At 72.9% G+C, this 12,586-nt stretch carries 12 protein-coding genes and 1 tRNA gene; 7 read left to right on the forward strand and 6 right to left on the reverse strand.

The genetic code is table 11. The features are described from left to right. The first annotated feature begins 40 nt into the window (after positions 1-40). Positions 41-706: a hypothetical protein gene (locus tag C4J65_RS16910; RefSeq protein WP_115743161.1), complete on the forward strand. Its 666-nt coding sequence runs from the start codon at positions 41-43 to the stop codon at positions 704-706. 245 nt (positions 707-951) lie between these two features. Here C4J65_RS16910 and C4J65_RS16915 read toward each other — a convergent pair whose 3' ends face one another. From C4J65_RS16915 to C4J65_RS16925, 3 genes are all read right to left on the reverse strand, one after another. Then, complete coding sequence (locus tag C4J65_RS16915; RefSeq protein ID WP_115743162.1) at positions 952-1,917, reverse strand: DUF5926 family protein; 966 nt, start codon at positions 1,915-1,917, stop codon at positions 952-954. A gap of 614 nt (positions 1,918-2,531) precedes the next feature. Next, positions 2,532-3,170: an ATP-binding protein gene (locus C4J65_RS16920; protein ID WP_115743163.1), complete on the reverse strand. Its 639-nt coding sequence runs from the start codon at positions 3,168-3,170 to the stop codon at positions 2,532-2,534. Positions 3,171-3,297: 127 nt separating this feature from the next. After that, positions 3,298-4,125, reverse strand: coding sequence for a glycerophosphodiester phosphodiesterase (locus C4J65_RS16925; protein ID WP_115743164.1), 828 nt, complete (start codon positions 4,123-4,125; stop codon positions 3,298-3,300). A gap of 262 nt (positions 4,126-4,387) precedes the next feature. Here C4J65_RS16925 and C4J65_RS16930 point away from each other — a divergent pair, with 262 nt between their 5' ends. Further along, entirely contained in the window at positions 4,388-5,989 is a 1,602-nt protein-coding gene (locus C4J65_RS16930; protein ID WP_115743165.1) for a trypsin-like peptidase domain-containing protein, read from the forward strand. Positions 5,990-6,110: 121 nt separating this feature from the next. On the opposite strand, the gene C4J65_RS16935 is transcribed toward C4J65_RS16930, so the two are convergent. Then, on the reverse strand, positions 6,111-7,004 hold the full coding sequence (locus C4J65_RS16935; RefSeq protein ID WP_162833210.1) for an NADP-dependent oxidoreductase: 894 nt from the start codon (positions 7,002-7,004) through the stop codon (positions 6,111-6,113). A gap of 71 nt (positions 7,005-7,075) precedes the next feature. On the opposite strand from C4J65_RS16935, the gene C4J65_RS16940 reads away from it, so the two are divergent. From C4J65_RS16940 to C4J65_RS16960, 5 genes are all read left to right on the forward strand, one after another. Then, on the forward strand, positions 7,076-7,666 hold the full coding sequence (locus C4J65_RS16940; RefSeq protein WP_115743166.1) for a TetR/AcrR family transcriptional regulator: 591 nt from the start codon (positions 7,076-7,078) through the stop codon (positions 7,664-7,666). A 61-nt stretch (positions 7,667-7,727) separates the two neighbouring features. Further along, a tRNA-Ser gene (locus tag C4J65_RS16945) sits at positions 7,728-7,812 on the forward strand. A 283-nt stretch (positions 7,813-8,095) separates the two neighbouring features. Continuing rightward, positions 8,096-8,767, forward strand: coding sequence for an SUMF1/EgtB/PvdO family nonheme iron enzyme (locus C4J65_RS16950; RefSeq protein ID WP_205351025.1), 672 nt, complete (start codon positions 8,096-8,098; stop codon positions 8,765-8,767). Positions 8,768-9,078: 311 nt separating this feature from the next. Next, on the forward strand, positions 9,079-9,462 hold the full coding sequence (locus C4J65_RS16955) for a VOC family protein (protein ID WP_240330445.1): 384 nt from the start codon (positions 9,079-9,081) through the stop codon (positions 9,460-9,462). 480 nt (positions 9,463-9,942) lie between these two features. Beyond that, entirely contained in the window at positions 9,943-10,755 is an 813-nt protein-coding gene (locus tag C4J65_RS16960) for a DUF4232 domain-containing protein (protein WP_240330446.1), read from the forward strand. On the opposite strand, the gene C4J65_RS16965 is transcribed toward C4J65_RS16960, so the two are convergent. Together C4J65_RS16965 and C4J65_RS16970 are read right to left on the reverse strand one after the other, a co-directional pair. After that, the gene (locus tag C4J65_RS16965) at positions 10,722-11,201 is read right to left on the reverse strand and encodes a hypothetical protein (RefSeq protein WP_115743168.1); all 480 of its coding nucleotides are present in this window, start codon (positions 11,199-11,201) and stop codon (positions 10,722-10,724) included. The genes C4J65_RS16960 and C4J65_RS16965 overlap by 34 nt on opposite strands. Positions 11,202-11,439: 238 nt before the next feature. After that, entirely contained in the window at positions 11,440-12,315 is an 876-nt protein-coding gene (locus tag C4J65_RS16970; protein ID WP_115743169.1) for a bifunctional DNA primase/polymerase, read from the reverse strand. Between the last annotated feature and the right edge of the window lie 271 nt (positions 12,316-12,586).

The following is a 12,586-nucleotide window of genomic DNA, read 5'->3' on the forward strand; positions in this document are numbered from 1 at the left end:
GCCGGGTCCGCGACCGCCCTCGGTCGTTATCGTCCGCCCCATGCCGCTTCATGCACGGGAGCACCGCGCCGTCGGACCCCACCGCGCCGGGACACGCCGCGGCGGGCCGGACCGACGGCGGATCCGTCTGTACGGGCTCGCGGTGGTCGTGGTGTGTGCGGTCGTACTGCCGTTCGCGGTGGCGTCCGCGGGGCCGTCGGGCGACGACACGGACGGGGAGACCGCGGTGACCGTCCCGCTCCTCGCCCGGGGCGGTGACGGCAAGGCGTCCGCGGTCCCGGCCGCGGAGGGGACCGCGCCCACCCGTCCGCCGCTGCCGCCCGGCCCCGCGCTGGCCGCGCGCTGCGGTCCCGAACTCACCTCCCCCGCGGGCGTCGAGGCGCAGACCTGTGTCCTGGCCCGGGGCTCGGAGACCTGGGCGCGGACCTACTACCGCAACGCCACCGGCGGCCCGCTCGAGACCGTACTGAGCCTCATGGGGCCCGGCGGACGAAGCGTGCGGATGAGCTGTGCGGTGAGCGCCGAGGACGCGCCGGGCACCTGCGAGACGCCGCCGGGGGACACCGGCGGCGCGAGCCGCGGCGGGCTGGCGGGGTACTCCGCGGTCGCGGAGTTCGCGCGCCGGGCCGGGTACGGGCCGTTGCTGCTGCGTGCCGGGAGCGGTGCGGACGGCGCGAGCAAACACCCTGCGGAAACGGGGAGTTGACCGGCGACTGCGTTGCGTGTGCGACCGCGGTCATGGAAAGACCCGGTTGCTGGCGACGGGGGATGCACCAGCAACCGGGCTACTGAAACGGTAACAAGAGATCGGCGGTTAGCAAATTCGATCTCCTGTTTTCCGGTCACCGACTGGCCTGTCCCTACCGGGAGTTGTGACTGGAGTCACCCGTCCACGGGTCGCCGCCCGGCTGACCGGTCGGTCAGCCGGGGGCGGGCCGGTGCGGCTGTGCGTCAGCTGAGAGTGACCTGCCGGTTGGTCAGGCCGCCGCGCGCCCGGCGCTCGTCGTGCGTGAGCGGAGCGTCGGCGGCCAGCGCCTCGGCGAGCCGCTCGGCGAACTCCGCGGCCGGCTTCTCGATGTCCTGCGCGGTGACCTCGCTCGGCAGGTCCCACACCGGCACCGTAAGACCGTGGGCGCGGAAGGAGCCGACGAGGCGGGTGCTCTCGCCGAGGGACGACCGGCCCGCGGCGTGCAGCCGGGCCAGAGCGTCCAGAAGCCGCTCCTCCTCGTGCGGCATGACCCAGCGCAGGTGGTTCTTGTCCGGGGTCTCGCACCAGTAGGCGGCGTCCACGCTCTGCAGCCGGACGGTCGGGATGGCCGCGGCGTTGGCCCGCTCCAGGGAGGCGGTGACGTCGGGCGTGGCGTTCTCCGGGTCCGGCACCCAGAACTCGAAGCCCGAGTGCACCTCGGGCTCGAAGGCGGCCTCGGGGGCGAGCAGGTCCTGCAGCCGCGGTCCGTCGGCCGGCGCGCGGCGGCCCTGCACCGGGGTGCCCGGGGCGGCGGTCAGCGCCCGCGCGAGGGTGTCGGCGAGGTCGCGGCTGATGTCACCGGACGCCGTGTCGTTCTGCAGGCCGAGGAGGACCGAGCCGTCGTCGCGGCGCAGCGCCGGCCAGGCCATCGGCAGCACCGTGGCCAGCGTGACGGAGGGAACGCCCTCGGGCAGTCCGTCCCGCAGGGTCAGCTCGACCGTGGCGGCCGGCACCAGCTCCCGCAGCGCCACCCAGTCGCGCTCCCCGGCCAGCCCTTCGAACGGGCGCTGCACCAGCGCGGTCGTGGCCTGTGCGGCGGTCCGGCCGTGACAGGCCTTGTACCGCCGGCCGCTGCCGCAGGGGCAGGGTTCGCGGGCGCCGACGACCGGGACCTCGGCATCGTCGAGCTGGGGCCGCTTGGCCTTGGTCTGGGGTCGCTTCTTGGCCATCGTGGGTGTCTCCCGGTTACGGCTCTACTCGTACGGGCGCGAGCCTAGCCGTTCCCACACGGGCCGACGGGACCCTGTGGACGACGGGCCGTCTGTGGACAACTCGCCCCGTCCCACGCGGAACGCGGCCCGCAGGGTCGGCCCGGGGCGTCGAACGGGTCGGCGCGGACCGGCGAACGGGATGCCCCGGACCGGCGAACGGCGGGGTCGGCTCCGGCCGCCGAGGGGCGGGGACGGGCCCCGGCCGTCGAGGCGAGGGGCGGGGGTGGGCCCCGGCCGTCGAGGGACGGGCCGGCTCCGGCCGTCGAGAGACGGGGTGGGCTCCGGTCGTCGAACGGCGGGTGGCTCCGGTCGTCGAGAGGCCGGTCGTTCCGGGCCGTCGCGCGGCGGGTGGGCCTCCGCCGTCGCACGGCGGGTCCGCTCAGGCCGTGGAACGGCTGGTCAGCCGTTGGGAGACCGGTCGCCCCGGGCCGTCGAGAGACGGGGTGGGCCCCGGCCGTGGAGCGGCGGGTCCGCTCAGGCCGTTGGGAGACCGGTCGCCGCCCCTGGCTGTCGCGAGGTGGGTCGGCCCTGGTCCTCGAACGGCGGGTGGGCCCCGGCCGTCGGGAGGCCTGTCACCCCAGGTCGTCGAAGGCGTCGGCGAAGTCCAGGCCGGGGATCTCCGACACCGCCGGTGCCGAGATCCGGGCGGCGAAGTCGTCGCGCCGGTGCCCTGCGTCGGGGTCGTGCACGTCGTCGTGGACGACGACCCAGACCGTGACCTCTCCGCGGGCGTCGTCCCGTACGCCCCAGTCGTCGGCGAGCGCCGTGATGATGTTCAGCCCCCGGCCGCCGTGCGCGGTGACCGAGGGGGTCGCCGGAGCCGGGCGGGTCGGGCCGCCGCCGTCCGTCACCTCGACGAGGAGCCGGCCGTCCATGTCCACCTGCCACGCGGCCCGGACGTCGCCGTCCCCGGCCAGGGCGTCGCCCAGCGGGCGGCCGTGCTTGCAGGCATTGCTCAACAGTTCGGAAAGGACCAGTACGGCGTCGTCGATGACCGATTCCGCCACGCCGCCTCTGCGCAACTGATCACGCATGCGGTGTCTCGCTTTCCCCACGCCCGCAGGGCCATGGGGCACGGCCATGCTCGACGACGTGGGCACTTCCTGTGCCACCACCAACGCCACCCCCGAGACCTCCTTCGCCCCACGCCACGGTGTGGATGCCCCATCGCCCTGAGCCGGAAACCGGCCGATCTCCGCACAGTGACGCATTCGACACGGTCGAACACGTACCGAACGCGCCGGAGCACTCCCTGTAGTCGCCTGGCTGGATTTGGTCGGTGTGGCCGAGACCGGAGAATGGGGCAGCCGGGGCGCCGGGTCAAGAGCCGTGGACGAATCAGCGGCCCAGGTGGTCCAGGACCGCGCGCGGCCGGTTGGTGATGATGGCGTCCACGCCCAGGTCGGAGCAGAGGTCCACGTCGGAGGTCTCGTTCACCGTCCACACGTGCACCTGGTGACCTGCCCGCTTCAGGCGCTCGATGTAGGCGGGGTGATTGCGCACGATCCGCATCGAGGGGCCCGCGATCCGGACACCCGCGGGCAGTCGCCCGTCGCGCAGCCGGGGCGAGACGAACTGCATCAGATAGACCGTCGGCAGCGTCGGCGACGCGGCCCGCACCCGGTGCAGCGACCGTGCCGAGAAGCTCATCACCCGTACCGGGGACTCCTCGGCCGAGTCCGGGGCGTCGAGTCCGAACCGCTTCAGGAGCAGCAGCAGCCGCTCCTCCACCTGCCCCGCCCAACGGGTGGGATGCTTGGTCTCGATGGCCAGCTCCACGCGCCGCCCCGCGTCGGCGACCAGTTGCAGCAGTCGTTCCAGGGTCAGGACGGAGGTCTCCTCCCGGTCCTCGGGCCGGTGCTCCCAGTCGGGCTGCTCGTCGCGCGTGCGCCAGAACTCCCGGGTCCGGCGGGCGCCGAAGTCCAGGGCGGCGAGATCGGCGAGCTCCAGCGCGGACACCGCGCCGCGGCCGTTCGACGTACGGTTGACGCGCCAGTCGTGGACGCAGACGAGGTGGCCGTCGGCGGTCAGGCGCACATCGCACTCCAGGGCGTCCGCCCCGTCCTCGATCGCCTTCCGGTACGCGGCCAGCGTGTGCTCGGGCGCCTCCTCGGAGGCACCTCGGTGGGCGACGACCTGAATCCGGTGCTGTCGTGCGTGGGTCACCGCGTCATGGTGCCACCGCGGGCGGGTAGACGTGCCATCGGCGGAATCGGCAACGTGTCCGTTTAGTCTTGGATGACCTATGTAAAGGACGGTCGGGGACCCACAGCTACCGCTTATGGTGCTCTGACGGCCCGTGGGAAAAGCTGATGGCATACAAAATCACCAGCACATCCGCATCGCGCCGGACCGTGGAGCAGCGCGTGAGCGTGGCTGAGCGCGACCAGGGTGAGCGACAAACAGCCGTGGAACGAGGAGAGAAGCTGTGAGCACCGAGAACGAGGGCACCGCGGTACCCCCGGCCCCGTCCGCACCTCCCGTGCCGGTGGATGCTCCCGCTGCCTCCGCCCAGCCCCCCGCGCCGCACGCCCCGCACCAGCCCCCGTCCGCCCCACCCGAGGCCCCGGCGGCTCCCCCCGTCCAGGCCCAGGATCCGGCGTCCCGGAACGACCCGGCCCCCCAGGACCGGCCGGCACCCCAGGGCGGCGAAGCCCCGCACGGCTCCACGGCTCCCGACGCCTCGTGGCCCCCGCCCCAGCCGCCCGGCACCCCGGCGCAGACCCCGGCGTACGGCGCGGACGGAGACAACGGCTTCGGCAACGGCGCCACCTTTGGCAACGGCACCAGCAACGGCACCAGCAACGGCACCGGCTTCGGCGAAGGCCCCGGTGAAGGGGCCGGCGGCGGTGCGGGCGGCTGGGGTGCGGGCGGCTGGGGCTCCTCGTACCAGCAGCCCGCGCCGAAGCCGGGCCGCGGCCGCGGCGGTGTGCTCGCCGGTGTCCTGATCGCCGCGCTGGTCGCGGGCGGCCTGGGCGGCGGCCTCGGCTACACCCTGGCCAAGAACAACGACGAGGGCGGCTCCACGACGGTCTCCGCCTCCGACACCGGCGGCTCCGTCAAGCGTGACGCGGGCACCGTCGCCGGTGTGGCCGCCAAGGCGCTGCCCAGCACGGTCACCATCCAGGCCGAGGGAAGCAACGGCGAGGGCGGCACCGGCACCGGCTTCGTCTTCGACAAGGAAGGCCACATCGTCACCAACAACCACGTGGTGGCGGAGGCTGTCGACGGCGGCAAGCTCAGCGCGACCTTCCCCAACGGCAAGAAGTACGACGCCGAGGTGGTCGGCCACGCCCAGGGCTACGACGTCGCGGTCATCAAGCTCGAGAACACTCCCTCGGACCTGAACCCGCTCCCCCTCGGCGACTCCGACAAGGTCGCCGTGGGCGACTCGACGATCGCCATCGGCGCCCCCTTCGGCCTGTCCAACACGGTGACGACGGGCATCATCAGCGCCAAGAACCGCCCGGTGGCCTCCAGCGACGGCAGCGCGGACAGCAAGGCCTCGTACATGAGCGCCCTGCAGACCGACGCGTCGATCAACCCGGGCAACTCCGGCGGCCCGCTGCTGGACGCGCAGGGCAACGTCATCGGCATCAACTCCGCGATCCAGTCGACCGGCAACGGCGGCTTCGGCACCGGTCAGGCCGGCTCCATCGGCCTGGGCTTCGCGATCCCGGTCAACCAGGCGAAGTTCGTCGCCCAGCAACTGATCAAGAGTGGCAAGCCGGAGTACGCGAAAATCGGCGCCTCCGTCTCCCTGGAGGAGACGACGAACGGCGCCAAGCTCACCGAGCAGGGCGTGGGCGGCTCCGACCCGGTCGAGAAGGGCGGTCCCGCCGACGACGCGGGCCTCAAGCCCGGTGACATCATCACCAAGCTCGACGACCGGGTGATCGACAGCGGTCCGACCCTGATCGGCGAGATCTGGACCCACAAGCCCGGCGACGAGGTCACCGTCACCTACGAGCGCGGCGGCAAGCAGCACACCGCCGAGGTCACCCTGGGCTCGAAGCTCGGCGACGACTGACGCCGGGTTCCGAACACCACGATCATCCATTTCGCCACCGGGAGCCGGCCCCCGGTGGCGAAATGCGTTCGGTCAGGCAGGCGGCCGGGCCACGGGACCGGACACCGCACTCCGGGCAGGCTCAGATGACGAGGACGCGGCGCCCGCGCGTGTGACCGGCCTGGCTGTCGACGTGCGCGGCGGCGGCCTCGGCGAGTGGGTACGCCTTCTCGACCGGGATGTGGAGCTTCCCGCGCGAGATCAGGTCGACGGCCTCGGCGAGCGCCGCCGGCACACTGCCGGCCACACCGGAGAACCGGACGCCGAACTCGGACGCCCCCAGATCGGCGATGCTGACGACCCGATCCGGATTCCCGGTCAGCTCGACCAACTCGCGGATCACGCCCGAACCGGCCAGATCGAGAGCCGCGTCGACAGCACCGAGCCGCCGCACCCGCTCGACCCAGCCCTCGCCGTACGTCGTGGCGACGGCGCCGAGGTCGCGCAGGTACTCCTGGTTGGCGGCACCGGCCGTACCGATCACCGTGACGCCGCGCTCGCGGGCGATCTGCAGCACCGCCGACCCGACGCCCCCGGAGGCCCCGCTGACCAGCAACGTCTGCCCCGGCCGCACCCCGACCTCCCGGATGACGCGCAGCGCGGTCTCCACCACGGAGGGGTACCCGGCCGCCTCTTCGAAGGCCAGCCCGTCCGGCATCCGCGCCCACGCCCCGAGCACGGCGAACTCGGCGTACGTGCTGGCACCCTCGCCGAACACCCGGTCCCCGACCTCGACCCCGGCGACCCCCTCGCCGACCTCGTCCACCACCCCGGCGGCGTCCAGCCCGACCCCGGAGGGCAACTCGATCGGATGGGCCCCCAGCACCTGCCCTTCCCTGACCCGCCAGTCGACGGGATTCACGCCCGCCGCCCGCACGGCGATGCGTATCCGACCAGGCCCCGCGTGGGGCTCCTCGGCGTCGACCAGCTGGAGAACGTCCGGACCGCCGAACTCGGCGAAGCTCACTTTCTTCATACTGCCGAACGTAGCACTAACAGATAGCGTTTCATAACGGTTATTGTTTCCTACCTGCTAGCCTGCGCGTCATGACCGTGCAGCAGTCGGGCCGCCGTGAGCGCAAGAAGGCCGCGACCCGCCAGAAGATCGCCGACACCGCGCTGCGGCTCTTCCTGGAACGCGGGTACGACGCGGTGGGCATCCGTGACGTGGCCGCCGAGGCCGACGTGGCCGTCACCACGCTCTTCTCCCACTTCGCCTCGAAAGAGGCCCTGGTCTTCGAGCAGGACGAGGACTTCGAGCACCGCCTCACACGGGCGGTCACCGACCGGGAGCCGCAAGCACCCCTGATCCCCGCTCTGCGCCATGAGATCCTGGCTCTGGTCCGGCACTGCACCGCGGACGGCGCGGCCCCGATCTGGCGCATGATCGACGCGTCCCCCGCCCTGCGGAAGTACGACGAATCGGTCCGCCTGCGCCACGCGGAAGCCCTGGCCGCGGCCATCGCCGCCGACCCCACCCTCACCCGGAGCGAAACCGCCGCCCGCACCCTCGCCAGGTTCGTGATCGACGCCTATTCGCTGTCCCGCGAGGCCCCCGACCCCGAGGCCGCCCTCGACGAGATCTTCCCGATGATCGAGGCGGCCTGGGCGGCGGCCCGCCCTCCCCACCACACGTGAGCCCGCGCCCGGACGGGGCCGGTAGGCTGTACCCGCTCCGCCCCGGGCGGGACGGCGCGAAGGTGGGTTGCCCGAGCGGCCTAAGGGAACGGTCTTGAAAACCGTCGTGGCGCAAGTCACCGTGGGTTCAAATCCCACACCCACCGCGGTGATTGACGGCCCCTGACCAGGCGTTACGGTCGGGGGCCGTCGTCGTGTGCGCTACCTCTCGGGGACCGCCGTTCCCCGCGATTTTCCTGCCCCGTCTGTGGTGTGCAGGTGGTGACCAGTCGGCCGTGCTCCCTCCTGGTGCCTTCCTTGATCCGAGATGGCCGGCCGCTGCTAGCGTCCGGCACCATGTGGGCTCAAGAGATCGTGGCCGGCCGGCCGGCTTGGCGGCACGTCCCCTCCGGTGTGGTCTTCCGGGCCGTTCCCGGTGGGACGTTCCGGATGGGTTTGTCCGACGCGGAACTGGAGGCGGTGCGTGCCATCGAGCGGGCCGACGGCGCCGATGACAGCCTCGAACCGTTCTTTGCCGGCGCCGCGCGGGCCCGGCCGGTGCGAGAAGTGCGGGTCGAGCCGTTCCTGATCGCACGGCATCCGCTCACCGTGGCGCAAGTACGGCATTGGCAGCCCGCGTACGAGGACAGCTTCGCCGAATCGGCGTCGAACGCGGCCCGGCTGGAGGACGACTTGGACGACCTGCTCGGGGCATTGCCGTTCCGGCTGCCCAGCGAGGCGGAGTGGGAGTATGCGGCCCGGGCGGGCACGACCACTCTGACCTTCCGCGGGGACGGGAGGCCGGACGAGGACCAGGTGCTCGGTGACTTCGCCGACGAGAAGCGCACGGCCGCGGCGGAGAACGCCTTCGGGCTGGCGGCGATGGGGTCGGCGAACGAGATCTGTGCCGACGTGTGGATCCCCCATTTCACGGACGCCCCCGCGGACGCCCGCCCTCGCACCGGGGACGGGCCGCGGGTGGTACGCGGAGGCGGCGGCGACCTCCATCCGTGGCAGGGCTGCGACGAGTGGCTGCTGTTGCTCTCCGCCACCCGCTACGAGCTCCAGGACTTCACCGCGGTCCGTCCGGCGGCACCTCTGCCAACCAGTCAGGGGACGTGATCTGCTCGGAAGGGGGCGCGGTGCGTCCTCATGCCCCGGGAGGCGGCGGCCTTGCTTGTCGCTCGCCGACTTGGCCGAAGCAGAACCGGGCCCTTCGCGAAGGGCTCTCCTGGAGTCGTTTCCCCGCGCCATGTCACGCCCGGCCGTGCCGCCGAGGACTGCCGGCGGGCCGTCAACGCACCGCACCTGGTTCCGCTGGCCCGGGCCGGCGCGACGTTGGAGCGCGGCGTTTGGTGGAGTGCAACGAAGTCGTCGCCGCGTGAGCGCGCCTCACCCGCGACACGGAGGCGATCACACGACAGGCTGCCGGAATGAAATCTCGAACTGATGGTATGTGGTGGGGAACGGCGATCGAGGCGCCGGACCCCGGTGGTCTGGCGAGGTTCTACGCCGAGCTCCTCGGTTGGCACGTCGGACACGAAGAACCCGGGACGGCCATCGTCGCGGCCTCACCGCACGGGCCATTCTTCGTATTCCAGCAGGCCGAAGGCTACCGGGCTCCGGTCTGGCCGCCGGTCGACGGCGAACAGCGCCCGATGATGCACTTCGACTTCCAGGTCGGGGACCTGGACTCGGCGGTCGCCGAGGCGGTCGCCCTGGGCGCCACGCCGGCCGAGGACCAGCCGCAGGAGAACGTCCGAGTGCTCCTCGATCCCGCCGGCCACCCCTTCTGCCTCTGCCTCGACGAGGGGTGACCGGGCCAGGCACCCGCCACGCAGTCCACAGCTCCTGACGATTGCTCCCGCCCTCGGCGCCCTCTTGCCGCTCGATGCCGAGCTCGCCCCTGGCCAGGCGTTGTGGTCAGGGGCCGTCGTCGTTCCGGTTGTGACAGGGCTGTGACCGGAGGTGTGGCTTCCGCCACGGCCGGGGTGTGGCGGGGCTGGTGGGGTGGGGCGATGCGAATTCCCCCGTTCCGCACGGCGTTGGCGGTCTCCGGTGTTCTTGTGGCCGGTCTTGTGTTGGGCGGCTGCGGTACTCAGACCGCCGGCTCCGCGCCAGGTGGTGGCGGGGAGACGAAGGGGCCGTGTGCGAGCGGTGCCACCGCCGACGGGGCTTCCGGCGGCACGGCCGGCGCCTGGGCTGAGCGGGACGGGGTCCGGGTCGTCGGGGTGGTGGAGCGGGCCGGTGCCGGGGCGAGTGCGTCTCCCAGTGGGCGGGCGAGTCGGAGGCCCGGGGTGTCGGTCACGGCGGACAGTCTGCCGGGGGCCGGGGCAGCGGCCGGGCCGTGTGCCGTCCAGTACGACGTGACCAATCCGGGGGCCGAGCCCTTCACGTACACCATCACCTTCTCCCTGATGGACGAGCAGGGCCGGGCGATGTCGAACGTCGAGGAGACGGTGGCCTCCGTGGGGGCGGGGAAGACCGTGCGGAGGACGCTCGAGCCGGGCACGTATGCGGGTGGCGGGCCCGTCGACGCCGCGCGGGTGCGGATTCTCGGTGTGGAGCGGGTGCCCTCCGACGAGGCACCGGCCTCCGCGGGTTCCTGCCCGGAGTCCGGGCTGCGGCTGACCGCCGACCGGGGCGACGCGGCGATGGGGCTGCGTGTCGTGGGGCTGCACCTGGAGAACTGCGGGGGCCGGACGTACTCCCTGGAGGGTTACCCGGCACTGCAGTTGCTCGACGCGGAGCACCAGCCGGTGGAGGGGATCGCGATCCTGCGCGGTACCGACGGCATCCCGATGGCGGGCGGGGACGAGGGGCCGCCGCGGCCGGTGACGCTGCGGCCCGGTGAGTCCGCCGTGTCGGGGCTGGCGTGGCGCAACACCACCGAGTTCGGCGAGGCGGTGTCCGTGCCCTACGTCAGGGTCCGGGCCGAGGCCGGTTCCGAACCGGTGATGGTCGCACCGCACCTCGACCTCGGCACCACCGGCGAGTTGGGGGTCCGGCCGTGGCGGAAGGACGAGACGCATGCGGACGGGGGCACGGGGGAGAGCGGCAGCGAACGGCCGGGGGCTCAAGGCCCGTACGGCAGGTCTTCCAGCTCGTAGTCCTGTGCCAGGGACGTCCAGTCGACGTCCCGCAGGGCCTGGTCCGTGTCGTACGGGTCCGGAACCCGGGTCGTCGGCTGGAACCAGATGACGGTCAGGCCGGAGCGGTGGACGACCGGGTCCTTGGCCGGGGCCAGGGGCATGGAGGAGAAACGGCCGACGCAGGCCACGCGCGGGAGTGTCTCGACGGGGCCCAAGGCGCCCGCGTACTGGTCCGGGTACTCGCGCGGCGGCGGGATCAGGTGTACCGGCACGGTGGGGGTCATCCCGGCGGCGGTGTGCAGGAGTGCCCGGATGCGCAGGTCGTTCACGGGGCGGCACGGGTAGCTCGCCGGCAGGTCGCCGTAGGTCGGTGTGAGGCGCAGTTCGGTCAGTTCGACGCTGCGGCCGCAGGACAGGACGATTCGGGTCAGCGACAGGGTCGGCACTCTGGGGTGGTCGTGCATCGGGGTCTTTCGGTTGCGTGCCGGTGAGGTGCGTGGAGTGCGGAGTGGGGGTGCGGAGGGGGTGCGGGGTGGGGGCGGTGCGGGGTGGAGAGTGGGGCGCAGCGCAGGGGCGGGTGCTCGGTTTCCGTCCGGCCGGTTTCCACCGGGCCGCTTCCACCGGGCCGCCGGGCCGGTTTCCACCGGGGCATCGGGCCGCTTCCACCGGGCCACCAGGCCGGTTTCCGCCGGGTCGTTTCCGTCAGGGGTGCCGGCCCGTCATGCGGGCCGCCGACGCGATCGTCGCGCGGGCCTCGCGTTCGGTCAGGCCGGTGGCCCGGGCGGCGTCCAGCAAGGGGGCGAGGAGGGCCGCGCCGACGCCGTTCTCGTAGGCGCGGCAGGCCGCCCAGAAGAGGCGGGTGTTGCGCTGGCCCTCGTGGGCGGCCAGGACGAACTGGACGAGGCCGCGCCCGGCGCCCGCGGTGTCGCCGCCGGCATGCCGTACGGGGGGCGGGAGCAGCAGGCGCAGGAGCGCGGGCGGGCAGGGCGCGGGCCTCAGGTGGGACGTGCCGGGGGCGATCGTGTAGGCGCCGTGGCGGGTGCGGGAGCCGGGGCCGACGAGGTAGCCGCCGGCGCCCCGGATGTCGATGCCGGGGGCGAGCCGGCCGGCCGAGTTGGGGACGACGTGGTCCGGCGGGCCGGTCAGCCAGAGGTGGCGGCCTCCGCTGGGGGTCAGGACGACGACCGTGGGCGGGATCGTGAACAGGTGGCGCAGGGCCAGTTCGCGCAGGGCGGTGGAGGAGTCCGTCTGCGACATGGCCGACTTCGTGTCCAGGTCGACGCCGATCAGGTCGTGTGGCGGCAGTCCGCAGGCGATGCCGTAGCCCGTGGCCCACGGGGCGGCGGCGAACAGCGCGCGGACGCGGTCCGGGTCGGTGGAGGCGTCGTGGACGCCGTGGCCGAAGCGGCCGCACTCGCCGCGGCAGGCGAAGGGCTCGGAGGCCGGGGCGTCGCGGTGGGGGGAGCGCAGCGCCGGGAGCTTCGTCCGGGCCAGCGGGATGACGGCCAGTCCGCGTTCCGCGGCTGACAGGGCGTGTGCGAGGGCCAGTGTCGTGGCCCGCCGGTCGGTGGTGGCCATGGGTCTATGTTCGTACGTATGTTCGAGAAAGGGAAGGGTGAGGGGTGCGACACGCCGGGGCGGCGGGGCGTGGGGAGAAAGTGGCGGAACGCTTCACCTCTTGCGGGGCTTGAGGAGGAGTCGTCCGTGCTGACCCGAGGTGGGAGGGAAGGGAAGCAAAGGGGTTTATCGACTTGTCCTCACGCTTGAGGGCGAATCAGGGCTTCCGGGGTGGTTCGCCGGGGATTCGGTGGGCAATTCTGATCACGCGACGTCGTGCACAGCGTCGAGG

It is taken from the genome of Streptomyces sp. CB09001 (assembly GCF_003369795.1).
Classification (GTDB): domain Bacteria; phylum Actinomycetota; class Actinomycetes; order Streptomycetales; family Streptomycetaceae; genus Streptomyces.